The organism is Enterobacter sp. 186315 (assembly GCF_053290175.1).
On sequence record NZ_JBPTTK010000016.1, the window covers coordinates 13,081 to 36,140 of the forward strand.

22 protein-coding genes are annotated in these 23,060 nt (G+C 56.0%); 6 read left to right on the forward strand and 16 right to left on the reverse strand.

Going from position 1 to position 23,060, the window contains the following annotated elements; all coding sequences use genetic code 11:
* Positions 1–83: 83 nt before the first annotated feature.
* A complete protein-coding gene (locus tag ACSVHP_RS16665) occupies positions 84–2,474 on the reverse strand; it encodes a glucose/quinate/shikimate family membrane-bound PQQ-dependent dehydrogenase (protein WP_447552484.1) in 2,391 nt (796 codons plus the stop codon).
* A gap of 206 nt (positions 2,475–2,680) precedes the next feature.
* On the opposite strand from ACSVHP_RS16665, the gene hpt reads away from it, so the two are divergent.
* A complete protein-coding gene (hpt, locus tag ACSVHP_RS16670; protein ID WP_234672531.1) occupies positions 2,681–3,217 on the forward strand; it encodes a hypoxanthine phosphoribosyltransferase in 537 nt (178 codons plus the stop codon).
* 61 nt (positions 3,218–3,278) lie between these two features.
* Here the strand turns inward: hpt and can are convergent, their stop codons facing one another.
* The gene (gene can / locus ACSVHP_RS16675; RefSeq protein ID WP_234672542.1) at positions 3,279–3,941 is read right to left on the reverse strand and encodes a carbonate dehydratase; all 663 of its coding nucleotides are present in this window, start codon (positions 3,939–3,941) and stop codon (positions 3,279–3,281) included.
* Between the two features lie 107 nt (positions 3,942–4,048).
* Between can and ACSVHP_RS16680 the strand changes: the two genes are divergently transcribed.
* The 3 genes from ACSVHP_RS16680 to ACSVHP_RS16690 all read left to right on the forward strand — a co-directional run bounded on the left by ACSVHP_RS16680 (position 4,049) and on the right by ACSVHP_RS16690 (position 6,287).
* Positions 4,049–4,975, forward strand: coding sequence for an ABC transporter ATP-binding protein (locus ACSVHP_RS16680; protein ID WP_234672544.1), 927 nt, complete (start codon positions 4,049–4,051; stop codon positions 4,973–4,975).
* Positions 4,972–5,742 (forward strand): ABC transporter permease, encoded by a 771-nt coding sequence (locus ACSVHP_RS16685; RefSeq protein ID WP_316383229.1) that lies wholly within the window; start codon positions 4,972–4,974, stop codon positions 5,740–5,742. Before ACSVHP_RS16680 ends, ACSVHP_RS16685 begins: the two co-directional genes overlap by 4 nt.
* Positions 5,743–5,849: 107 nt before the next feature.
* Entirely contained in the window at positions 5,850–6,287 is a 438-nt protein-coding gene (locus ACSVHP_RS16690) for a PTS sugar transporter subunit IIA (RefSeq protein WP_417314944.1), read from the forward strand.
* On the opposite strand, the gene ACSVHP_RS16695 is transcribed toward ACSVHP_RS16690, so the two are convergent.
* The 5 genes from ACSVHP_RS16695 to ACSVHP_RS16715 form a co-directional block, all read right to left on the reverse strand.
* Positions 6,278–7,351 carry a fimbrial protein gene (locus ACSVHP_RS16695; RefSeq protein WP_447552486.1) on the reverse strand — a complete coding sequence of 358 codons (1,074 nt, stop codon included), beginning with the start codon at positions 7,349–7,351 and terminating at the stop codon, positions 6,278–6,280. The genes ACSVHP_RS16690 and ACSVHP_RS16695 overlap by 10 nt on opposite strands.
* Positions 7,352–7,453: 102 nt before the next feature.
* A complete protein-coding gene (locus tag ACSVHP_RS16700; protein ID WP_417314942.1) occupies positions 7,454–8,008 on the reverse strand; it encodes a fimbrial protein in 555 nt (184 codons plus the stop codon).
* Positions 8,009–8,031: 23 nt separating this feature from the next.
* A complete protein-coding gene (locus ACSVHP_RS16705) occupies positions 8,032–8,628 on the reverse strand; it encodes a fimbrial protein (protein ID WP_447552487.1) in 597 nt (198 codons plus the stop codon).
* Positions 8,629–8,631: 3 nt separating this feature from the next.
* Positions 8,632–11,208 carry an outer membrane usher protein gene (locus tag ACSVHP_RS16710; RefSeq protein ID WP_447552488.1) on the reverse strand — a complete coding sequence of 859 codons (2,577 nt, stop codon included), beginning with the start codon at positions 11,206–11,208 and terminating at the stop codon, positions 8,632–8,634.
* Positions 11,209–11,237: 29 nt separating this feature from the next.
* A complete protein-coding gene (locus ACSVHP_RS16715; RefSeq protein ID WP_447552489.1) occupies positions 11,238–11,963 on the reverse strand; it encodes a fimbrial chaperone in 726 nt (241 codons plus the stop codon).
* A gap of 362 nt (positions 11,964–12,325) precedes the next feature.
* Between ACSVHP_RS16715 and ACSVHP_RS16720 the strand changes: the two genes are divergently transcribed.
* A complete protein-coding gene (locus ACSVHP_RS16720) occupies positions 12,326–13,570 on the forward strand; it encodes a polysaccharide deacetylase family protein (RefSeq protein ID WP_447552490.1) in 1,245 nt (414 codons plus the stop codon).
* A 2-nt stretch (positions 13,571–13,572) separates the two neighbouring features.
* Here the strand turns inward: ACSVHP_RS16720 and panD are convergent, their stop codons facing one another.
* The 9 genes from panD to thpR form a co-directional block, all read right to left on the reverse strand.
* Complete coding sequence (gene panD / locus ACSVHP_RS16725; RefSeq protein WP_234675538.1) at positions 13,573–13,953, reverse strand: aspartate 1-decarboxylase; 381 nt, start codon at positions 13,951–13,953, stop codon at positions 13,573–13,575.
* A 59-nt stretch (positions 13,954–14,012) separates the two neighbouring features.
* The gene (gene panC / locus ACSVHP_RS16730; RefSeq protein WP_447552491.1) at positions 14,013–14,864 is read right to left on the reverse strand and encodes a pantoate--beta-alanine ligase; all 852 of its coding nucleotides are present in this window, start codon (positions 14,862–14,864) and stop codon (positions 14,013–14,015) included.
* Between the two features lie 11 nt (positions 14,865–14,875).
* A complete protein-coding gene (gene panB, locus ACSVHP_RS16735; protein ID WP_234675540.1) occupies positions 14,876–15,667 on the reverse strand; it encodes a 3-methyl-2-oxobutanoate hydroxymethyltransferase in 792 nt (263 codons plus the stop codon).
* 131 nt (positions 15,668–15,798) lie between these two features.
* Positions 15,799–16,278 carry a 2-amino-4-hydroxy-6-hydroxymethyldihydropteridine diphosphokinase gene (gene folK / locus ACSVHP_RS16740; protein ID WP_447552492.1) on the reverse strand — a complete coding sequence of 160 codons (480 nt, stop codon included), beginning with the start codon at positions 16,276–16,278 and terminating at the stop codon, positions 15,799–15,801.
* A complete protein-coding gene (gene pcnB / locus ACSVHP_RS16745) occupies positions 16,275–17,672 on the reverse strand; it encodes a polynucleotide adenylyltransferase PcnB (protein WP_234675591.1) in 1,398 nt (465 codons plus the stop codon). The genes folK and pcnB overlap by 4 nt, the downstream gene beginning before the upstream one ends.
* 42 nt (positions 17,673–17,714) lie before the next feature.
* Positions 17,715–18,605: a tRNA glutamyl-Q(34) synthetase GluQRS gene (gluQRS, locus tag ACSVHP_RS16750; protein WP_447552493.1), complete on the reverse strand. Its 891-nt coding sequence runs from the start codon at positions 18,603–18,605 to the stop codon at positions 17,715–17,717.
* Between the two features lie 59 nt (positions 18,606–18,664).
* Positions 18,665–19,120 (reverse strand): RNA polymerase-binding protein DksA, encoded by a 456-nt coding sequence (gene dksA / locus ACSVHP_RS16755; RefSeq protein WP_012016093.1) that lies wholly within the window; start codon positions 19,118–19,120, stop codon positions 18,665–18,667.
* A gap of 176 nt (positions 19,121–19,296) precedes the next feature.
* The gene (gene sfsA, locus ACSVHP_RS16760) at positions 19,297–20,001 is read right to left on the reverse strand and encodes a DNA/RNA nuclease SfsA (protein WP_447552494.1); all 705 of its coding nucleotides are present in this window, start codon (positions 19,999–20,001) and stop codon (positions 19,297–19,299) included.
* Positions 19,991–20,545: an RNA 2',3'-cyclic phosphodiesterase gene (gene thpR / locus ACSVHP_RS16765; protein ID WP_447552495.1), complete on the reverse strand. Its 555-nt coding sequence runs from the start codon at positions 20,543–20,545 to the stop codon at positions 19,991–19,993. Before thpR ends, sfsA begins: the two co-directional genes overlap by 11 nt.
* A 72-nt stretch (positions 20,546–20,617) precedes the next feature.
* Between thpR and hrpB the strand changes: the two genes are divergently transcribed.
* The gene (gene hrpB, locus ACSVHP_RS16770; protein ID WP_447552496.1) at positions 20,618–23,047 is read left to right on the forward strand and encodes an ATP-dependent helicase HrpB; all 2,430 of its coding nucleotides are present in this window, start codon (positions 20,618–20,620) and stop codon (positions 23,045–23,047) included.
* Positions 23,048–23,060: the final 13 nt, after the last annotated feature.

Below are 23,060 nucleotides of genomic sequence, written 5' to 3' on the forward strand. Positions count from 1 at the left end.
GCCTGATGCCCTCACCCTGACCCTCTCCCACAGGGAGAGGGAACAACCATAAAAAACGGCAACCGAGGTTGCCGTTTTGCGTTTTATTTTGCGTCATCCGGCAACGCATACGCGACGATATAGTCGCCCATCTTCGTGCCAAACGAACCGTGACCGCCCGCAGAGATGACAACGTACTGCTTGCCATTCACTTCATAGGTCATCGGGGTTGCCTGTCCACCGGCTGGCAGACGGCCCTGCCACAGTTTCTCACCGTTGGTCATGTTGTACGCGCGCAGGTAGTTATCTGCGGTTGCCGCGATGAACAGCACGTTACCGGCGGTAGAGATTGGGCCACCCAGCATTGGCATACCCATATTGAACGGTACAGGAACCGGCATCGGGAACGGCATGCTGTCCTGAGGCGTACCAATACGTTTTTTCCACACGATCTGGTTGGTTTTCAGATCCAGACCGGAGATATAACCCCAGGCAGGCTGTTTACACGGCAGACCAAACGGAGACAGGAACGGGTTCAGGGTCACGCCATACGGTACGCCGTACTGCGGCTGAATACCGGCTTCGGTGCCAGAACCTTTCGCGTCTTTCGGCTGCTCCATTGGGTTACCCGGGCCGCGTGGGATCAGACGGGAAACAAACGGCAGCGCCATCGGGTTGGCAATCGCCACCTGACGGTTCGGGTCAACGGAGATCCCGCCCCACTCGAACATCCCCAGGTTACCCGGGAAGACCAGCGTGCCCTGCTCAGACGGCGGCGTGAAGATACCTTCGTAGCGCAGCTGATGGAACATCACGCGGCACACCAGCTGGTCAAACATCGTGGCACCCCACATGTCTGCCCCGCTGAGGTCTTTCTTCGGACGGAAGCTCAGGTCAGAGAACGGCTGCGTTTTAGAAAGGTAGTCGCCTTTGGCGGCGCCCTGCGGAACCGGTTTTTCCGGCGCAGGCACAACAAGCTTACCGTTGCTGCGATCCAGCACGAAGATGTTGCCGGTTTTCGCCGGAGCGTAGATCACCGGAACGGTTTTGCCGTTAACGTTGATATCCGCCAGGGTCGGCTGGGACGGCATATCCATATCCCACAGATCGTGGTGTACGGTCTGGTAGCTCCATGCCAGCTTACCGGTGGTGGCGTTCAGCGCCACGATGGCGCTCGCGTAACGCTCCTGCTCTGGCGTGCGGTTACCGCCCCAGATGTCTGGCGTGCTCACACCCATCGGCAGGTAGACCAGGTCCAGCTTCGCGTCATACGCGGCCGGTGCCCAGGAGTTTGGCGAGTTAAAGGTAAAGGTGTGCTCGTCCGACGGGATCGCGTTTGGATCTTTCGCGCCCGGATCGAAGGCCCACAGCAGTTTACCGGTGTTCACGTCGAAACCACGGATAACGCCGGAGGTTTCGCGGGTAGAGAAGTTATCCGTTACCGACCCGGCAATCACGATGGTTTTATCGGTGATGATTGGCGGAGAGGTTGGCTCATACAGACCCGGCGTGGTGTCCGGCATATTGGTCTGAAGATTCAGGATCCCTTTGTTGGCAAAGGTTTCGCACAGCTTGCCCGTTTCGGCGTTGATGGCAAACAGACGGCCATCGTTCACCGGCAGCATAATGCGGCGAGGACAGTCGGCGACCACCTCAGGGCTGGCGTTATCCGCACGCGCTTCGTGGTAAGAGACACCACGGCAGGTGACGTGCTGGAAGGACGGGTTAGAGTTCAGCTGCGGATCGAAGTGCCACTTCTCTTTACCGGTCGCGGCATCAAGCGCGAACAGACGCTGGTGCGCGGTGCAGAGATAAAGCATGTTGCCGACTTTAATCGGCGTCACTTCGTTGGTCAGTTCACCCGGATCGTTCGGCATCTTCAGGTCGCCGGTACGGAATACCCAGGCTTCCTTCAGATTTTTAACGTTATCCGCGTTGATCTGCTTCAGCGGGGAGTAGCGTTGACCTTCCTGGTTACGACCGTAGGCCGGCCAGTCACCGTCTGCCACCTGCGAAATCGCCGCCGCAGGGGTGGATTCCGTATTCAGCGTGCCGTTGATCTCCTGCGGGTCGTTAAAGCCAGCCCAGGTCAGGATACCGCCGCTGATCAGCAGTGCCACCACTAGCGCCGCAACGGCACCGCTGGACGGCACCCACAGGCGACGCCAGACGAAAGGCAAAATCAGCCAGATACCAAAGAAGACCAGAATGTCACTGCGCGGCGTCAGTGCCCAGAAGTCGAAGCCGACTTCCCAGACGCCCCAGATCATGGTGGCAAGAAGTAATGCAGCGTAAAGCCACAGTGCTGATTGCTTTCTGCGCCACAGCAGGACGGTTACGCCCACCATCACCAGACCCGCAATCGGGTAGTACCAGGAGCCGCCAATCGCGACCAGCCATACGCCACCGATTAACAAATAGAGCGCGCAGAAGGCTGCGAACGCTGCTGTTAATGTCACCAGTAGACGCGGCTGTTTACTTTGTATTTCAGCCATAGAAAAGTACTCGTCAGTTTTGTTAATTATTTGCTAGCAATTAATTATAGGTATTAACAAGTGTGATCGGAATCACAAAAACTGCTTTTTATAACTCATGCGCCAGGGTTATCCATTTGCTGTTATAATGCCCCGCTTGCGAATCGATGCCGGAATGAGCAATGCCAGCATTGAAAGATTTTCATTAAAATCATACGGTTAGTAATATGAAACATACTGTTGAAGTGATGATCCCGGAAGCCGAGATCAAAGCACGTATCGCCGAATTGGGTCGTCAAATCACCGAACACTACAAAGACAGCGGCAGCGAAATGGTGCTGGTAGGTCTGTTACGTGGCTCTTTCATGTTCATGGCGGACCTGTGCCGTGAAGTGCAGGTGTCCCATGAGGTCGATTTTATGACCGCCTCCAGCTACGGCAGCGGCATGTCCACAACCCGTGATGTGAAAATCCTGAAAGATCTGGATGAAGATATTCGTGGCAAAGATGTGTTGATCGTCGAAGACATCATCGACTCCGGCAACACGCTCTCTAAAGTGCGCGAGATCTTAAGCCTGCGCGAGCCTAAGTCGCTGGCAATCTGTACGCTGCTGGATAAACCCGAGCGCCGCGAAGTGCAGGTGCCCGTGGAGTTTGTGGGCTTCTCGATCCCAGACGAATTCGTGGTCGGCTACGGCATTGACTACGCGCAGCGTTATCGTCATCTGCCGTATGTTGGCAAGGTTGTGATTCTGGACGAATAGTTGCGGGCTGATGCCCTCACCCCGGCCCTCTCCCACAGGGAGAGGGTGAAAATCCCCGGATTTATTTGTGGTTCACGTGCTTAAGCTTGAGGTTGGCAATCCCTGAACGGTAGCGCTGCTCCAGCGTTTCACGGTTGGTGGCGGTCACTTCCAGATTGCGCAGCAGGCCGTCATGAATACCGTATGCCCAGCCGTGTACGGACACCTTCTGGCCGCGCTTCCACGCCGATTGCATGATGGTGGAGTGCCCCAGGTTATAAACCTGCTCCATCACGTTAAGCTCGCACAGGGTATCAAGGCGACGCTCCTGCGGCATTTCCCCCAGCAGTGAGCTATGTTTGAACCAGATATCGCGGATGTGCAGCAGCCAGTTATCAATAAGACCCAGTTCCGGGTTTTCGACCGCCGCCTGCACGCCGCCGCAGCCGTAGTGGCCGCATATAATGATATGTTCGACTTCCAGCACCTCGACCGCGTACTGAACCACTGAGAGGCAGTTGAGATCCGTATGAATCACCAGGTTGGCGACGTTACGGTGAACAAATAATTCGCCCGGCTCCAGGCCGGTCAGACGCTCGGCAGGTACGCGGCTGTCGGAACAACCAATCCACAAAAAGCGCGGGTTTTGCGCTTGCGCCAGTTTCTCGAAAAAGCCGGGATCCTCTTCCACCAGCATCTTTGACCATAGTGCATTGTTGCTGATGAGTGTATCTATGTCATTCATGGAGGTTAACGACCTGTAACCGAGTGATTGCGTTGCGCTACTATAGGGTAACCCGACTTTTAATGAAACCACACAACGTGTGTCAGAACTATAGGTAAGTTTAATTCATGGCAATAGCACTGGAGCTTGAACAGCTTAAGAAAACCTATCCGGGCGGCGTCCAGGCGCTGCGCGGAATCGATCTTAAAGTCGAGGCGGGGGATTTTTACGCCCTGCTGGGGCCGAACGGGGCGGGTAAGTCCACCACCATCGGCATTATCAGTTCGCTGGTGAACAAAACCTCTGGCCGGGTGAGCGTGTTTGGCTACGACCTGCAAAAAGACGTGGTGAACGCCAAGCGCCAGCTCGGGCTGGTGCCGCAGGAGTTCAACTTCAACCCGTTTGAAACCGTGCAGCAGATCGTCGTCAACCAGGCGGGCTATTACGGCGTTGAGCGCAAAGAGGCGATGGAGCGCAGCGAGAAGTACCTCAAACAGCTCGACCTGTGGGAAAAACGCAACGAACGCGCGCGGATGTTATCCGGCGGGATGAAGCGCCGCCTGATGATCGCCCGCGCGCTGATGCACGAGCCAAAACTGCTGATCCTCGACGAGCCCACCGCGGGCGTAGATATCGAACTGCGCCGTTCCATGTGGGGCTTCCTGAAAGATCTGAACGACAAAGGCACCACCATTATTCTGACCACCCACTATCTCGAAGAGGCGGAAATGCTGTGCCGCAATATCGGCATCATTCAGCACGGCGAGCTGGTGGAGAACACCTCCATGAAGGCGCTGCTCTCCAAGCTGAAGTCAGAGACCTTTATTCTCGATCTGGCGGCGAAAAGCCCGCTGCCGAAGCTAGAAGGCTATAACTATCGCCTGGTGGATACCTCTACGCTTGAAGTGGAAGTGCTGCGCGAGCAGGGGATCAACAGCGTCTTTGCGCAGCTCAGCGCGCAGGGCGTGCAGGTCTTGAGTATGCGTAACAAAGCCAACCGACTGGAAGAGCTGTTTGTCTCTCTGGTGCATGAAAAACAAGGAGACAAGGCATGACGCATCTTTACTGGGTTGCGCTGAAAAGTATCTGGGCAAAAGAGATCAACCGCTTCATGCGCATCTGGGTGCAAACCCTGGTGCCGCCGGTGATCACCATGACGCTCTACTTCATCATCTTCGGTAACCTGATTGGCTCCCGGATTGGTGAGATGCACGGCTTCACCTATATGCAGTTTATCGTGCCGGGCCTGATCATGATGGCGGTGATCACCAACGCCTACGCCAACGTGGCCTCGTCGTTCTTTAGCGCCAAGTTCCAGCGCAATATTGAAGAGCTGCTGGTGGCGCCGGTGCCGACGCACGTCATTATCGCAGGCTACGTCGGCGGTGGCGTGGCGCGCGGGCTGTGCGTGGGCGTGCTGGTCACGGCGATCTCGCTGTTCTTCGTCCCGTTCCAGGTTCACTCGTGGCTGTTTGTCGCGCTCACGCTGCTGCTGACGGCGATCCTGTTCTCGCTGGCGGGTCTGCTGAACGCCGTGTTCGCGAAAACTTTTGATGATATCAGCCTGATCCCGACCTTCGTGCTGACGCCGCTGACCTACCTCGGCGGGGTGTTCTACTCCCTGACGCTGCTGCCGCCGTTCTGGCAGGCGCTGTCGCACCTGAACCCGATTGTCTACATGATCAGCGGCTTCCGCTTTGGCTTCCTCGGCATTACCGACGTGCCGCTGTTTACCACGGTTGCCGTGCTGGTGGTCTTCATCATCGCGTTTTACCTTCTGTGCTGGTATCTGATCCAGCGCGGGCGCGGACTGCGCAGCTAATCGCCTCGCCCGGCACCCTCGCGCGTGCCGGGCGCTTTTCTTTGATTACTATCACCACACGCTGACTTTCACTCCGCTAAACTACTCGCCCGCTAAGGAGAGACGTTATGTTGGGTTGGGTCATTACCTGTCACGATGATAAAGCGCAGTCGATTCTCGATCGGCTGGAGAAGCAGTTTGGTCCGCTGGTGCAGTGCCGGGCGGTCAACTACTGGCGCGGGCTGAGCAGCAACATGTTAAGCCGCATGATGTGCGATGCGCTCCACCAGACCGATTCCGGCGAAGGGGTGATTTTCTTAACCGATAACACCGGCGCGGCACCCTATCGCGTGGCGTCGTTGATGAGCCATAAGCATGACAACTGCGAAGTGATCTCGGGCATTAGCTACCCGCTTCTTGAGGCGATGTATCCCCATCGTGACGCGCTGAGCAGCGCTGAATTTCGTGACGCCATCGTGCGCCAGGGCGCGCCGGACGCCAGCAGCTTATGGCACCAGCAGCAGAAAAATCCGCCCTTCGTTCTGCTGCACGATCTCTATTCGTAATCCATCTGGAAGGTCGCAATCGCGTTGAAATCCCCCGCCTGGAGAGGCTCGCCTGTCGTCAGGAGCTGCGCCGAGAAGTTCAGATTTGCCATGGACGACCAGTCATCGCTGCGATCGTAGTCCGTGCTGGTCGAGCTGTTTGGAAGCATTGGGCTATTCAGATCGGTATCCCGTATCTTCAGGCCGACGCCTGAGGCAGTCCCGCTGCTTTTTCCGAGCATCGACTTGTTGCCCGTGACGTAGGGTGACGTCATTTTGATCATCAGCTTCGGGGTATTGCAGTTCTCCAGTGAGATGGCGAAGGGGACCACTGGCGTATTGCCGTTTTTCACGTCATTAATCCAGTAATCGCCAAGACTGACATTATTCCCCGACACGCTATTGCCCTGCGCCACGCCGAATGAACAACTGCTGGCCGGCACGGTAAACGTTAAGGTGCTGGCGGTGGCGTTGAAAACGATCGTTGCCTGACTGGGCGATCCGATACGAAAATCCGCGATTGTCCCGGGCAGCGCATTTCCCATGTTGATCCCTTTTTGCGGCGTAAATTCCGGTGTTACCCACATCTCAAATTTCAGCTTCCACTGGCTGTCTGCATCGGTGTAGGGCGGATTACCGCTCTGGGAAGGAAATTTGCTGTCCATTCCGTTTTTGCCTTTCAGGAAAAGATCTATCGCAGGGTGTGATGTCCCGCATCCGTCCGAGACCAGGCAAACCAGTTCAACGGTGTAATCAATCCCCGGTATCGTGGTTTTAAGCAGGGCATATCCCTCGGGCGTAGTGTAATTGTCGTCGAGATTGCTGCCGGCCGAATTGATGAAATGGATGGTGTTGTCGTAAGGGGTGAGGTCTTCGCACCCGATGGGATCGTTAGTTAAGAACTGAATAACCCAGGTGTAGCCCGCCCCAAGGCTGGTGGGCGTGGTGACGTGCTTTGTAGATAAGTTGAGCAGGGGAGAACTGCCGGTTGTGTACGTCCCTCCGTTCGTACTGTTTATATAGCAGCTTTGATCGGCAAAGACCGGGCGGCTCAGCAGCGCGGCCAGCGTGAGCAGTAAGAGCATTAGCAGGGGACGAAAGGAAACGTTTTTCATTTTTTTTTAAATAGCCTGAATACCTGTAAAAAAGAGTTGCCGTGCGCCATTGCCCGACAACTCTTTACACTTTCACTGATAGGTCACCATGAACGTTACCAGGGATGTCACCGCACCGGGCGTAACATCAGCAATGGTTTTACCATCGGCAATAACAATGCGCGCATTCATGTCCAGATTGCCGTTACCAGAACTTATCGTAACGTTCTGTTTTGGCTGAGTGGTACAGCTCAGGACCGAGCCGGAATCGGCTGCGCCTTTCCACAGCTCAAAGGCGGTGCCATTCGTTGAACCAAACTTATCGCTGGAGGCGGTTGAGCAATTGCTTCCCGCGCCGGGCGCGACCTGCACTTCCGCACTTTTTACACCCGAACAGTCGCTGAAATTCAGCTTCAGGGATTCGATACGACTTTTTGCGGTCAGATCGGATTTAAACACGTCGCCAAAACTGATTTCTGAAGACGGGTTGCCTGTTGAATCCTGAATCTCTGCGGTACAGGTGCCCGGGACAACGTTAGTCTGAAATGTGGCGGTCAGACTGGATGTGCCGGTGATTTGCGCTTGTGCGGCGAACGCCAAAAAACCGCCGCAAACTGCTAATGTCAAAGCCGAAATATGTTTACGCATTACTTTTTCCTTTCTCTGTATCGTTATTCGTAGCTGAAGTTAAACGTGGCAATAGCGCGGAACGAGCCCGTCGCGGCCTGATTGGCTGCGGTCTCGACCAGCGTTGCTACCAGGCCCACTTCTTTCGCGGTGATTTCATCCTGAGTCCACACCAGCCGCTTGCTGTCATCCGTTGAGTTGATGACGAAAGGGGCATCCGGCGCGGAAGAACGTGCAATTGAAAGCCCCACGTTGGCGGCACCACCGGCTTCTGTTCCCACGCTGTTCACGATGGCCGTATTCAGGCTATCTGAGACAGTCCCGCTTACCGCTGTTTTCAGCGCGGTAAGGCTGGAAGGGCATTCGGTGATGACCAGCTTGAAGTTTTCTTTTGCGCCACCCGTCGCAATGGTGTCAACGCGGGTACTGCCGTTAGCGCCAATGGCGATAGTGTTATTTGTGCCGTCACCCGTACCGCCATCAATTTTAATATCACAGGTGGTTTCCCGGATATTTGCACTGAAGGTCAGGTCAAGGTTTTCGGCCGCGCTGACAGCGCTCGCGGCAGATAATAAAATGGCCACAAGTGATGTGCTGACAAATAACCGTTTTTTGTTTAACTCAGCTATTTTAATTTCCATGCTTTAAAGATCCCTTTGCATATTACATAGTTGATTATGGAGAATGGTGGTTAACCCCACTTTTTGTTCATCAGAACCAAACTGATAATTCACGGAACAGGTACTCTCTTTTCCTGCTCCCCATACCACCGTTAATTTTCCTGTTTCATTAACCCCCCTGACATACGCTTGCCCTGCCTGGCCTACGTTTCCAATGATTTCTCCTTTTTCATTCATGACATCTGCCCCCAGCGGAATAAATCCTTTGTCTGAGCGCAGCAGTTCGAGTACCGCCGAACGGCCCTGATTGGTTTTGAAATTCACCATCACGACCGCGCCGTTACGCGGTACTTCAACGGTGCTGTTGCCTTCCACATCCACATCCGCCGTCAGCGTGCTGGTATCCAGCGTGATGCGGTTTTCACGATAGGCCGTGAGATAGGGCATCACGACATAGCCCGAATCACCTATTACGCCACGGCTGTTATTCACCTTCGCCCCGGTGGCGCCGGTGGCTTTAATCAGCGCCAGCGAGTCGGTTTCGCCAATGCTGCCGGGCGTAAACGTAATGCCGCCTGCGTGGGCAATCAGCCCGCCGCTATAGCTCGCGGAAAACTGCTGGCTATTATCCGAGCTTGAGGATGCCGACAGGCTCAGCGGCCCATAGGCGCTGTTATAGCTGCCGTACGCGCTGAGCTGGCTCAGATCCGTCGTTGAGCTTGTGTTATACGTTGTGGTCACGCTGTAGTTATAACGACTGTCTTCAGACGAGCCGTTGGCCGTCATGTTGAGATTGTTCATGCCTTTTAAATCGGAGCTCATGCCCATATTGACGTTATTAAAGCCCGCGAAGCTGCGTTTATTTTCCAGGAGCGAGTCAAACGGAATATTAATATTCACATACAGACTGTTGTCCGGTTTTCCAAAAGCGTCATAGGTTCGCTGTAGCGACATGCTATAACTTCCGTAGCGAAAGCTGTTGTTGTAGCCCATCGCATAGCTTGCCGTCTGGTTATTATCATTCCAGTAGGACTGCCAGCTCCCGTTGATATAAATAGAACCGTAATTATGCTTATTAATTTCAAGCGGCTGGTTAACATCCACCTGCAACTGATTTTTCATCTGCTGTAAATTATTCCAGGCCGCCTCGCTGGTGGTATTTTCATATTTTATCTGGTCGGCAAGCTGGGCCGCGTCGGTCAGGCTTAAATACGCTTGGGTCGAAAATCGCAGGGCGGCGACGTTCAGTGACGTATCGGTTTCATCCACCGTTTTACTCCACGACAGACGATAGCTCTGCCCCTGCTTTGAGGGCATTCCCTCGATGTGCGCCGAAGAATGTGTAACGTCAAACGCCAGCGCTCCCAGCTCGGTGTTCATGGCAATACCAAGCAGCCCTGCGGTGTAGCCCATATCGGTGTACTGCAAACCGGTATAGCCCGTGAAGGTGTTGTTCAGGCCATAGTAAAGCGTGCCGTAGCCGAGCTTAGGCGCGGCGTGCAGCGTATCGTCATGCAGCTCCCCTGCGCCCGTTTCCCAGCGCGCATAGCCTGGACGCAGCATCTGCGTGACTGAGGAAAACGGCACGGTGAATGAGTGCTGGCTCCCGTCGGACTCTTCAATCGTTACGGTGAGATCTTTGCCATAGCCCGAGGCGTTAATGTCGTTGATCTCAAACGCGCCCGGCGGCACGGTGGTTTCGTAAATCTTATTGCCGCTTTGCGACACGGTAACTTTGGCGTTGGTGTTCGCCGTGCCGCGGATCGTCGGGGCATAGTTCGACATCCCGCTCGGCAGCATGCGGTCATCGTTAAACATCCGCGCGCCGCGCAGGCTAATCGCTTCAAAGGCATCGCCGCGCGTCCAGGAATCCCCCAGCACCATCTGGGCTTTGAGGGCGGTAATATCCCGCTGCACGTAGAGATCCTGGTTCACGTAGCTGGCGCCCGTCTCCTGGTTCCAGTTCAGGCTTCCGTTTGAACGCAGACGCCACGGCCCATAGTTCGCCCCATAGTGCAGCCCGGCATAGGCGGTATCTCCTTCGGCCTCATTCCCCTGGTTGTGCCAGGCGTTAAGATCGTAAGAGAGCAGCCCCACGGTGATCCCGTCATCCCACAAGGAGGGATCGATATAGCCTGCCGCGTGTTTCAGCACGTATATCTGCGGGATGTTAAAGGCCAGGGTCTGGGTCGAGGTGTCAAAATCGACGGACGAGCCGGGCATTAAGGCGGCGAGATCCCGGCAGGTCTCTTCATCGTTATCCGCGTCGATATGCGCCATGTCGACATCCATTTGTTTCAGGGTCTTTAACGTCACGCAGGGCGCCGCACGGGGTGTCCCGTTGTCTTTAAATTCAACGTCGGTGGTCAATTTCGTCATGCCATTAACCGCCACCGTGACCCGATGTTGCCCGGGGGTCACCGGGTTCCCCCTGGAATAACGATGCACGTCGATACTGCTGCCCGTGCTATATAAAAATTGATCGTTAAATTCGACATCGTTCTGTTCCCCTGACTCCGGAAGCGGGGCAGCGTTTTCCGCTGCATACGCACTCAACGCAGAGCAAAGAAACAGGCACGTTAGTGATGGTCGAATTAACATTTTCACATTCGTTATACGTGAGGAAAAAATCAGTTGTTCAGATTTGCCTGATTATCTTCAGTACCGCCAAAGTCATTAATCGAAACGAATTTCACCGTGCCGGAGGAGACCGAAGCACCGTTTTTAATTTTCATGTTTTGATTTGAAAAAGGTTTAATCGAATGACTTTCGGTGGAATATTTCTTGCCGCCCACCACGAGATCGGCGCTGGCGATAGATACGTTATACGGCGAATCATTTTTAGCCGTCAGATAATAACTGCCCGCCGACGAGGTGACCGACCATTTGAGGTGTTTCACCGCCTCTTCTGGCGTACCTTTCAGCCCGTTCGGGCGGAAGAAGAGCTTGATACGGGTGCGAAACGCAACCTGTAGCAGATTTTGCGTATCGGCACCCTGGGCTTTAGGCGGCACTTCCAGAACGTTAAACCAGAACAGGGATTCCCGGTCCTGCGGGACGTTTTGACCCAGCCAGGTGATGCGCACGGTCTGGCCTTTATGCGCATCCACGCGGGTCACCGGCGGCGTAATAATAAAAGGTATTTTAAGCTCTTGTGGGTTAACGGCATCACGCCCGTCATCAAGCCAGGACTGAACCAGCAACGGCTTATTGCCTTTATTTTCCAGGTTTACGGTGACGTCTTTTGATTTCGACGAATAAATAATACGCGTCCCGGAAATAACAATATCTGCGCAGGCATTAAAAGACATTACCCCAGCAAGGATAAGAATTGACGCATTTGCCATTTTAAACATGTTGCCTTTCACGAGTTCACCTGTGTTAAATAATTGATATATTTCTCTGCGTGATTTGTTCACGGGTTTGCATACTAAAGAAATATGAATTTGGTGAAATTTCGTTTTTCTTAGGCGCGGATGTAGTTTTTCTACATGTTAAAAATCGAGGCTGTTGAGGAGTTTTTTTGGCAATAGTTACAGCGGGTTGAATTAATTTGCTTATTCGTGCGATCGCCTGATGACGTTATTTTTTGCATTTTTTTATCGTTAATTCTGTTCCGCGTCCTGGAGGAGGGGGCGTGACGGGAGAGGAAAAGGCGGGATCAGGATAACCTTATGTTACAATGCGGTGATATTAACTTTGATGACTTATTGGGCCTATGTTTATCCGGTTTATCATCATCCTGATGATGTTTTCGTTTAGCGCATCAGCGAGTTTACTGAGCGAGCAGCGCGTGCCAGCTCAGTACATGCAGACCACGGAAGATGCGGCCATCTGGGCGCAGGTGGGCAACAGTGTTGTGAACGTGGGCAACATCCGCGCCGGGCAAATTATCGCCGTGGTGCCGATTAAGGCGGATTACTATGAGTTCCGCTTTGGTTTTGGCACCGGGTTTATCGACCGGGAGCATCTGGAGGCGGTGCAGGGCAAGCAGCGGGTGGAGGATAGCCTGGGCGATCTTAATAAGCCGCTCAGCAATCAGAATCTGGTGACCTGGAAAGATACTCCGGTTTACAACGCGCCGGACACCGGCAGCGCGCCGTTCGGCACGCTCAGCAATAATTTGCGCTACCCCATTTTGAACAAGCTGAAAGACCGCCTGAATCAGACCTGGTTCCAGATCCGCATCGGCAACCGGCTGGCGTGGGTCAGCAGCCTGGACGCGCAGGAGGATAACGGCCTGCCGATCCTCACCTATCACCATATTCTGCGCGATGAAGAGAACACGCGTTTTCGCCATACCTCCACGACCACCAGCGTGCGCGCCTTCAATAACCAGATGGCCTGGCTGCGCGATCGGGGGTACACCACGCTGACGATGTATCAGGTTGAAGGATACATTCGAAATAAAATCAATCTGCCCGCCCGCGCCGTGGCGATCACCTTTGATGACGGGCTGAAGTCGGTGAGCCGCTATGCTTACCCGACCCTCAAAGAGTACGGCTTTAACGCCACCGCTTTTATTATCTCATCGCGGATCAAGCGCCATCCGCAGAAGTGGGATCCCAAATCGCTGCAATTTATGAGCGTGTCGGAACTTAAAGGCATTCAGGACGTATTCGACGTCCAGTCGCACACCCATTTCCTGCACCGGGTAGACGGCTATAAACATCCGATCCTGCTCAGCCGCAGCCAGCACGTCATCCTGTTCGATTTTCAGCGCTCGCGCCGGGATCTGACGCAGTTCAACCCGCACGTGCTGTATCTCTCGTATCCGTTCGGTGCCTACAACGATAAGGCGGTGAAGGCGGCAAACGAGGCCGGGTTCCATCTGGCGGTGACGACGGTGAAAGGGAAGGTGAAGCCGGGGGATAATCCGTTCTTGCTTAAGCGTTTGTATATTCTCAGAACGGATTCATTAGAGACCATGTCGCGGCTGATCAGCAACCAGCCGCAGGGGTAGGGTTACGCCACCTGAACCGGAATGGCCTTCGCGGTGCGTTTCATCTCGTTGTCGCCTTCGAAGTAGGCGACTTTTGGCTGCCAGCGGCGGGCCTCTTCGTCAGACATCATCACGAAGCTGGCGATGATCACGATGTCACCGACGCTGGCGCAGTGCGCTGCCGCACCGTTCACGGAGATGATTTTAGAGCCGCGCTCGGCGGCAATCGCGTAGGTGGAGAAGCGGTTGCCGTTAGACACGTTCCAGATATCAATGGCTTCGTTTTCCAGAATACCCGCCGCATCAAGAAAATCCTGATCGATGGCGCAGGAGCCTTCGTAGTGCAGGTCGGCCTGAGTCACTTTTACACGGTGAAGCTTGCCTTGCAGCATTTTGCGAATCATTACGTTTACCTTTAATCATGCGTTAAGCCCTCTGCTGGCAAAGGGCCGAGCGAACGGGCTTAGGCCAGTTCAACCACTTTGTTGTCGATAAGACGCGCCTGGCCGAGCCATGCCGCAACCAGAATCACCGCGCGTTTGCTGGCATCCGTCAGTTCGAGCAGGGTGTCGGCATCGCGGATCTGAATATCGTCGGCGCGGAAGCCTTTGTCATTCAGCGCCTGTTCCGCAAGGGCGACGATCTCTTCTGGCGCGAGCTCTTTTGCCGCCAGCTGTTCGGCCATTGCATTCATCACTTTACTCAGGCCCGGCGCGATTTTACGCTGGTCGGCGGTCAGATACCCGTTGCGGGAGCTCAGCGCCAGGCCGTCTTTCGCGCGGACAATCGGCACGCCGACGATCTCAATGTCGTAGCCCATGTCGGCCACCATTTTGCGGATCAGCGCCAGCTGCTGGAAATCTTTCTCGCCAAAGCAGGCGATGTCCGGCTGTACCAGGTTAAAAAGCTTGCTGACGATGGTCGACACGCCGCGGAAATGGCCCGGACGGCTGGCGCCTTCGAGCATGGTCGATATGCCCGGCACGTCAACAAAGGTCGCGCCTTCCGTGCCCTGCGGGTAAATATCCGACGGCGCCGGGCAGAAGACGAAATCGACGTGGTGCTTTTTCAGCTTTTCACAATCTTCCTGAAGCGTACGCGGGTAGCGCGCCAGGTCGTCGGCTCTGTCGAACTGCATCGGGTTGACGAAAATACTGGTGACCACGACGTCGGCACGCGCTTTCGCTTCATCGACCAGCTTCATGTGGCCGTCGTGCAGGTTGCCCATTGTCGGGACCAGCGCAATACGTTTACCTTCCTGGCGCAGGCGGCGAATGTGCTGGCGCAGCAGCGGCAGGGTTTCAATGATTAGCACAACAAGACTCCTTAATGGAAACTGTGTTCTTCACCCGGGTAAACACCGGATTCAACCTCGGCAATATACTGCCTGACCGCAGCGCGCATGTCGCCCGCCTCAGTGAGGAAATTTTTGGCAAATTTTGGAATATGGCCGCCGGTGATCCCGAACGCATCGTGCATCACCAGGATTTGACCGTCGGTGACGTTACCGGCCCCAATGCCGATGACCGGGATCGTCAGCGCCTCGGTAATACGCTGTGCCAGCTCAACCGGCACGCACTCCAGCACCAGCAGCTGTGCGCCTGCGGCTTCGAGCGCAACGGCATCATCAAACAGGGTTTGTGCCGCGTCGCCGCGACCCTGCACTTTATAGCCGCCGAAGATATTCACCGACTGCGGCGTTAAACCTAAATGGCCGCACACGGGAACCGCGCGCTCGGTCAGCATTTTGACGGTATCCACCAGCCATGCGCCGCCTTCAATTTTGACCATGTTAGCGCCCGCGCGCATCACGGCAGCCGCGTTTTCAAACGCCTGCTCCGGCGTGGCATAGGCCATAAAGGGCAGATCGGAAAGCAGCAGGCAGGCGGGTGCGCCGCGACGCACTGCACGCGTGTGGTAGGCAATATCATCGACCGTTACCGGCAGGGTGGAATCATGTCCTTGTACCGTCATCCCTAACGAATCTCCCACCAGCATGACGTTAATCCCTTCTTCGGCAAAGAGTTTGGCGAAGCTGTAGTCATACGCGGTGATGGTGGCGAAGCGTTTCTTTTCCTGTTTGCATTTCTGCAATAAGGAGATGGTGGTTGGTTTCATACTGTTTCCTGCGTTTCTGAAAGCCCTGAAGCAAATCTTTGCGCATTCTAACAGTAACATTCGAGGGAACAATGATTTTAGGCAATCGATTAACCACAAATATTCTGCGGCTAATCAATAAAAAAATCGTGCTACCAGCGGGCCGGTTTTTCTGCGTTCAGACCGGAAAGAAGAGTATGCAGCGAAACGCCGTCGGGGAAGAGAAGATCGGGGGCAATTTCAAACAGCGGCCAGAGCATAAAGCCACGGTTTTTCATGTCGTAATGGGGGACCGTCAGGCGCTCGGTGGCAATTACATCCTGACCAAACAGCATAATGTCGAGGTCCAGGGTTCGCGGCCCCCAGCGCTCGTCTTTGCGCACGCGCCCCTGCTGCAATTCGATACGCTGGGTGTTATTCAGCAGCGTTTCTGCATCCAGCGCGGTTTCCAGCGCCACGGCGGCATTCAGGTAATCAGGCTGATCCTGCGGCCCCATCGGCGGGGTGCGGTAAAACGACGACACCGCGACGATGCGGCTTTGCGGGATCTCGCCCAGCGCCTTAACGGCAGCGTTCACCTGCTCCAGCGGAGAGGCGAGGTTGCTGCCGAGGGCGATATACGCAAGGGTCATGCTGTGCCTTCGCGGCGCGGTGCGCGCTTACGCGGGCGGCGATGACGGCGGCGCGGAGCCGGATCGTCGTCTAAGTCCGTCAGCATGTCTTTCTGCTCTGGCGGTGCGGACACCTGGAACTCGCCCCACCACTGGGTCAGACGTTGCAGCTCCGGGTTTTTCTCAACGTCAGCACGCAGAGAGAGCAGGTCATAGGCGGCACGGAACTTTGGATGCTCCATCAGCTTCCAGGCGCGTTTACCCTGACGACGGGACATGCGCAGCTGAAGCTGCCAGATATCGCGCACCAGCGTGGTAATACGTTTCGGGATCGCCAGCGTGCGGCACCCTTCGTCCAGCACGTCGTTTGCGGCCAGCGCGAAGGCGTCGTAATAGGCCAGACCGCTCTCCTGGGCAATTTTCTGTGCGGTTTCCAGCAGCGGATACCAGAACATCGCCGCGAACAGGAACGCCGGGTTCACGCGCATGTCGCTGTGGATGCGGGTGTCGGTGTTCTTCAGCACCTGAGCAATCATGCGCTCCATCGGGCTGTCGCCATTTTCCGTAAAGTAGCGGGTAATGGTCGGGAACAGGGGCTGGAACAGGTTGTACTCGCGCAGCAGGTTATAGGTGTCAAACCCGTAACCGGCTTGCAGGAGTTTCAGCGATTCTTCGAACAGACGCGCGGGCGGCACGTCGTTAATCAGCGTCGCAAGGCGCGGGATCGGCTCACCGGTTTCCGGGCTGATACGCATGTTCAGCTTGGCGGCAAAGCGCACGGCACGCAGCATTCGCACCGGATCTTCACGGTAGCGCGTTTCCGGCGTCCCGATCAGGCGGATCAGACCCGCTTTAAGATCCTGCATCCCACCGACGTAATCGCGAACGGTGAAATCAGCCACGCTGTAATAGAGGCTGTTAATCGTGAAATCACGACGCTGGGCATCTTCTTCGATTGAGCCAAAGATGTTATCGCGTAAAAGCATCCCGTTCTGGCCACGCTGGGAGGTCACTTTGTCGGAAGGCGTGCCTTCGTGATGACCACGGAAGGTTGCCACTTCAATGATTTCAGGACCAAACATGACGTGAGCAAGACGGAAGCGGCGACCGACAAGGCGGCAGTTACGGAATAACTTGCGAACCTGTTCAGGGGTGGCGCTGGTGGTCACATCGAAATCTTTCGGTTTTTTGCCCAGCAGTAAATCGCGAACCCCGCCGCCGACGAGATAGGCCTCGTAGCCTGCTTTATTCAGACGATAGAGCACCTTGAGGGCATTTTCACTGATATCTTTGCGGGAAATATTGTGCTGCTCACGCGGGATAACCGACATATGGGTTTGAGCATCGGCTTCTTGCGCCATGCTCTCTTCGCGGCTTAGCACCTTACGGCAAAAATTAGCGACTCGGGTAAAAATAGTACACCTCGTAGTGTGTTTTGTTATGAAAAAAGCGGCTAATCATAGCTCAGCGCGACGCGTTTGAGAATGCTGGATTTTGGGCACATTCTTAAGCGTCCAGTTGTGAGTAGCCATTTTCAGCAATTCATCAATGCGCAGATCCTGCCATTCGTCCGTTACAGTCTGGTTGAGAAATCGCAGCGCGTCGATCAAAACCGGGCGCGGATCGCCCTCTGGCAAGGCCGGAGCGTGATTTTGCTTCGACAGTTTGTTGCCCTCGGCATTCAGCGCCAGCGGCAGATGAATATAGTCCGGTGCCGTCCAGCCAAATTGCTGATAAAGCGATATTTGTCTTACCGTCGGCTCAATCAGGTCTGCCCCGCGCACGATTTCCGTCACGCCCTGAAAATGGTCATCGACCACCACCGCCAGGTTATAGGCAAACAGACCGTCGCGGCGATGAATAATGAAATCCTCGCGGGCAAGGCGGGCATCGGCCTCAATTTCACTGGAAAGACGATCCTGGAAATGGGTGACGGGTGCGCGCTGCAACAGGCGCACGGCGGCGTTTTCCGGGCCGTGATTCAGCGTCCGGCAGTGGCCGTCGTAGACTCCCCCGACGCTCTGAATGCGCGTGCGGGTGCAGGTGCAATAATAGGAAAGGCCCTGTTCGTAGAGCCAGGCCAGACGTTCTCGATAGGCGTCGTGGCGTTGCGACTGCCAGAGCACCTCGCCGTCCCAGTGAAGACCGTAATGTTCCAGCTGACGCAGAATGGTTTCTGCTGCACCGGGAACTTCACGCGGGGGATCAATATCTTCGATACGGACACGCCAGATACCGTCACGGGCACGGGCTTGCAGATAGCTGCCGAGGGCGGCAATTAATGAGCCGAAATGGAGTTCACCAGAGGGGGATGGCGCAAAGCGCCCAATATAGTGTGATTCAGACATATCAACAGTAATAAGGCGGGAGAGACTCCCGCCTTTATAGAGTGTTTACAGGGCTGGAATTAACCGGCCATCTGTTTTTCGCGGATTTCTGCCAGCGTTTTACAGTCGATGCACAAATCGGCGGTTGGTCGCGCTTCCAGGCGACGAATGCCAATTTCAACACCGCAGGATTCGCAGAAGCCGAAATCTTCGTCCTCAACCTTTTTCAGTGTTTTCTCGATCTTTTTGATCAGTTTGCGTTCGCGGTCACGGTTACGCAGTTCGAGGCTGAATTCTTCTTCCTGAGCGGCACGGTCGACCGGATCCGGGAAGTTAGCGGCTTCATCCTGCATATGTGTAACGGTGCGATCGACTTCATCCCTAAGTTGATTACGCCATGCTTCAAGAATACGCTTGAAGTGCGACAGCTGGGCTTCGTTCATATACTCTTCGCCCGGCTTCTCTTGATACGGCTCCACCCCAGCGATGGCGAGAATACTCAGGGACGATGTTTTACGGTTTTGCCCTTCTTGCATGTTGCTTCTCCTTAACACGCACTATCGATCCCCGTGTTGGGGGAAAAATCAGGTCGCTATAAATAGCAGATGCTTTTCCGATTAGCAATTATCTAAACGTAACACTTGACAAGCCTGTGAGGAAAAGCGTATTTGCGCACGCGACCAGAACACATAATAATCAATCGGCTAACCCCTTATAACGTAACGGGGAGAGACAATCTCAGAGTCATATTATCGGCAGAAAGTTCCGCTTTATAAGCGAAAACCTCCACCCCCTGCTTTTGTGCCTCATTCAACAATTGCGCGTATTTTGGATCAATATGGCGGGCCGGTGAGAACCGCGCTATTGCTGAGTGCAGCACTGCAAACAGCAACACGGCGCGCTTGCCCGCCGCCGCTACGCTTATGAGTTCCCGAAGATGCTTTTGACCACGTAGCGTAACCGCATCCGGGAAATAGCCATTTTCTTGTTCCGCTAACGTCACTGATTTCACTTCAATATAGCACTCAGGTCGTCCTTCCGCCTGTAACATGAAGTCAATTCTGCTGCCTTCTTCGCCATATTTCACTTCGCTTTTAATCAGATCGTAGCCGACGATTTCCGGAATATTCCCGGCGATAAGAGCTTCCTTAACTAATTGGTTCGCCCGGAGGGTGTTAACGCAAATAAAAGCCCCCTGTTGGGTCTGCGTAACCTCCCAGGTATGGGGATATTTGCGTTTAGTATTTTCTGAAGTGGAATACCAGACGGTATCACCGGGCGTGGCGCAGCCGGTCATCGCCCCGGTGTTGGGGCAGTGCAACGTGAGGTATTCACCCTCGGGCGTCACCACGTCGGCAAGAAAACGTTTGTAGCGCTGAATAAGCGTGGCGGGCTGTAGCGGCGGGCTAAACTTCATCGGGATTCCTTAGTGTGTCCCCCAGCGTCCAGCGCTGTAAGGGCGTGTATCGGGTGCGTCCCTGGCCGAAGACCGATTCATAGAGGACAAATTCTTTCACCGGAAATGCCCAGTGAAACCCCGGCGGCGGAATGGCAACCGCGTGGCTCGCGTCGCGCAGCAGGGTGATGTGCGGATGAAAAGGCTGCGGGCTTTGGTAACACCCGCTGCGGGCGGCCTGGGCGCGTAACATGCTGGCGAGCTGCAACAGCCCGCGCGGCGGCTGGCGCGTACCGAGCCAGACCACCCGCGAGCGCAGCCATTGGCCGGCGTCATCAAACTGAAGCGTAAACCCGGGCTGGCGAATGCGTCCGGCCATTGCGGCCAGCGCGCGCTGTTTCTCCGCACTGACCTCGCCGAGAAACGCCAGCGTCAGGTGCAGATTCGCCGCGGCAACGGGGCGGCCCGCCTCCTGGGGAAAACTATCGGCGCGCCAGCGAACGATTTGTCGCTGAAGCGCGGCGGGCAGCTCGATGGCAAAAAACAGTCGTTTCGATTCAGACATAGGGGGGCTCGGTAATGATATGCGCCGATGCTACAATGTACGCCGACTAATGTTAACCCTCTGGAGCTGTTAGTGTCCTCATTGCCGGTCGCCGCCGTACTTCCTGAGCTACTCGCCGCCTTACAAAATGCCCCGCAGGTTTTGCTTAACGCCCCCACCGGGGCGGGGAAATCGACCTGGCTGCCGTTGCAGATCCTCAACGCAGGCATTATCGACGGCAAAATCATCCTGCTGGAGCCGCGCAGGCTCGCCGCGCGTAACGTGGCGCAGCGGCTGGCGGAGCTGCTTAACGAGAAGCCGGGCGAAACGGTGGGCTACCGGATGCGCGCCGACACCTGCGTCGGGCCCGCCACGCGGCTGGAGGTGGTGACCGAGGGCATTCTCACCCGCATGTTGCAAAACGATCCTGAGCTGAGCGGTATCGGCCTGGTGATCCTCGATGAGTTTCACGAGCGCAGTTTGCAGGCGGATCTGGCGCTGGCGCTGCTGCTCGATGTACAGCAGGGGCTGCGGGATGAGTTACGCCTGCTGATCATGTCGGCCACGCTTGATAACGAACGGTTGCAGCAGGCGCTGCCCGATGCGCCGGTGATTTCCTCCGAGGGGCGCGCCTTCCCGGTCGAGCGACGTTACCAGCCGCTGTCGGCGCATCAGCGTGTTGACGAGGCCGTGGCGATCGCTACCGCAGAGCTGCTGCGTCAGGAGCCGGGATCGCTGCTGCTGTTTTTACCGGGCGTCGGGGAGATCCAGCGCGTACAGGAGCAGCTTGCCGCCCGCACCGGCAGCGATACGATCCTCTGCCCGCTCTACGGCGCTCTGCCCTTAGCCGAGCAGCGCAAAGCCATTCTTCCCGCACCCGCCGGGCAGCGTAAAGTGGTGCTGGCCACCAATATTGCCGAAACCAGCTTAACCATCGAAGGCATTCGCCTGGTGGTCGATAGCGCGCAGGAGAGGGTGGCGAGCTTCGATCCGCGCACCGGCCTGACAAAGCTGCTGACCCAGCGCATTAGCCAGGCGTCGATGACCCAGCGCGCGGGTCGCGCCGGGCGACTCGAACCCGGCATCTGTCTGCATTTAACCAGCGCCGAGCAGGCCGAGCGCGCCGCGCAGCAAAGCACGCCGGAGATTTTGCAATGCGATCTCTCAAGCCTGGTAATGGATCTGTTGCAGTGGGGCTGCCCGGAACCGTCACAGCTGACCTGGCTTAACCCGCCCCCAGCGGTCAACCTTGCCGCCGCACGCACGCTATTAACCCGGCTGGGTGCGCTTGACGGGCAGCGCCTGACGCCGCGCGGTCAGCGGATGGCGGCGCTCGGCAACGATCCGCGGCTGGCGGCCATGCTGGTGTCAGCCGTTGGGGAAGACGAAATTGCCACGGCAGCGAAACTGGCGGCTATTCTGGAAGAGCCCCCGCGCGGTGCGAACAGCGATCTGGCGCAGGCGTTTTCGCGCAATCAGCCTAACTGGCAGCAGCGGGCGAAGCAGCTGTGCCAGCGGCTCAACAGCCGTGGCGGAACACCTGACGCTGATTCCATTGCAGCACTGCTGGCGCAGGCTTTCCCTGACCGGATAGCCCGTCGCCGCGGGCTGGACGGGCGTTATCAGCTGGCAAACGGCATGGGCGCGATGCTGGACAGCGACGATGCGCTAACGCGCCACGAATGGCTTATCGCTCCGCTATTATTGCAGGGCAGCCACTCGCCGGACGCGCGGATTTTGCAGGCGATCGCGGTGGATATTGACGCGCTGACGCGCGCCTGTCCGCAACTGCTTGAGCAGTCCGACACCGTGGAATGGGACGATGCGCAGGGCACGCTCAAGGCGTTTCGCCGCAGCCAGATTGGCCGTTTAACGCTGGGCACTAAGCCGCTCGCGAAGCCCTCGGAAGAGGAACTTCATCGGGCGATGCTGAACGGTATCCGTGAAAAAGGGCTTGGCGTATTGAACTGGACGCCGGAAGCCGAACAGTACCGAATTCGTCTACACTGTGCGGCGGGCTGGCTGCCGGAGTACGACTGGCCTGCGGTTGACGACGACACGCTGCTGGCCTCGCTCGAAACATGGCTGCTGCCGCAAATGAGCGGCGTGCATTCGCTGCGGGCGCTGAAAGCGCTTGATATGAAAGCGGCGTTGCAAAATTTACTCGACTGGTCGTTACGTCAACGTCTGGATAGTGAACTGCCAGGGCATTACACTGTGCCGACCGGAAGCCGGATTGCCGTTCGTTATCACGAGGATAATCCCCCCGCGCTGGCGGTTCGGATGCAGGAGATGTTCGGTGAGGCCAAAACGCCGTCCATCGCCCAGGGGCGGGTGCCGCTGGTGCTGGAGCTGCTGTCTCCCGCGCATCGGCCATTACAGATCACCCGCGACCTGAGCGCGTTCTGGGCGGGGAGCTATCGGGAAGTACAAAAAGAGATGAAAGGTCGTTATCCCAAACACGTGTGGCCAGACGATCCGGCGAATACGGCGCCGACGAGGCGCACGAAGAAATATTCATAGGGGGCGGCTGGAC

Bases quoted from the DNA above. Each gene is read 5' to 3' on its own strand.
- ACSVHP_RS16720 (WP_447552490.1), top strand. From the start codon at position 12,326: ATGTTTATCCGGTTTATCATCATCCTGATGATGTTTTCGTTTAGCGCA.
- panD (WP_234675538.1), bottom strand. From the start codon at position 13,953: ATGATTCGCAAAATGCTGCAAGGCAAGCTTCACCGTGTAAAAGTGACT.
- ACSVHP_RS16700 (WP_417314942.1), bottom strand. From the start codon at position 8,008: ATGCGTAAACATATTTCGGCTTTGACATTAGCAGTTTGCGGCGGTTTT.
- ACSVHP_RS16705 (WP_447552487.1), bottom strand. From the start codon at position 8,628: ATGGAAATTAAAATAGCTGAGTTAAACAAAAAACGGTTATTTGTCAGC.
- dksA (WP_012016093.1), bottom strand. From the start codon at position 19,120: ATGCAAGAAGGGCAAAACCGTAAAACATCGTCCCTGAGTATTCTCGCC.
- ACSVHP_RS16685 (WP_316383229.1), top strand. From the start codon at position 4,972: ATGACGCATCTTTACTGGGTTGCGCTGAAAAGTATCTGGGCAAAAGAG.
- ACSVHP_RS16715 (WP_447552489.1), bottom strand. From the start codon at position 11,963: ATGTTTAAAATGGCAAATGCGTCAATTCTTATCCTTGCTGGGGTAATG.
- can (WP_234672542.1), bottom strand. From the start codon at position 3,941: ATGAATGACATAGATACACTCATCAGCAACAATGCACTATGGTCAAAG.
- ACSVHP_RS16710 (WP_447552488.1), bottom strand. From the start codon at position 11,208: ATGTTAATTCGACCATCACTAACGTGCCTGTTTCTTTGCTCTGCGTTG.
- ACSVHP_RS16665 (WP_447552484.1), bottom strand. From the start codon at position 2,474: ATGGCTGAAATACAAAGTAAACAGCCGCGTCTACTGGTGACATTAACA.
- hpt (WP_234672531.1), top strand. From the start codon at position 2,681: ATGAAACATACTGTTGAAGTGATGATCCCGGAAGCCGAGATCAAAGCA.
- gluQRS (WP_447552493.1), bottom strand. From the start codon at position 18,605: ATGTCTGAATCACACTATATTGGGCGCTTTGCGCCATCCCCCTCTGGT.
- panB (WP_234675540.1), bottom strand. From the start codon at position 15,667: ATGAAACCAACCACCATCTCCTTATTGCAGAAATGCAAACAGGAAAAG.
- sfsA (WP_447552494.1), bottom strand. From the start codon at position 20,001: ATGAAGTTTAGCCCGCCGCTACAGCCCGCCACGCTTATTCAGCGCTAC.
- ACSVHP_RS16695 (WP_447552486.1), bottom strand. From the start codon at position 7,351: ATGCTCTTACTGCTCACGCTGGCCGCGCTGCTGAGCCGCCCGGTCTTT.
- thpR (WP_447552495.1), bottom strand. From the start codon at position 20,545: ATGTCTGAATCGAAACGACTGTTTTTTGCCATCGAGCTGCCCGCCGCG.
- ACSVHP_RS16680 (WP_234672544.1), top strand. From the start codon at position 4,049: ATGGCAATAGCACTGGAGCTTGAACAGCTTAAGAAAACCTATCCGGGC.
- folK (WP_447552492.1), bottom strand. From the start codon at position 16,278: ATGACCCTTGCGTATATCGCCCTCGGCAGCAACCTCGCCTCTCCGCTG.
- ACSVHP_RS16690 (WP_417314944.1), top strand. From the start codon at position 5,850: ATGTTGGGTTGGGTCATTACCTGTCACGATGATAAAGCGCAGTCGATT.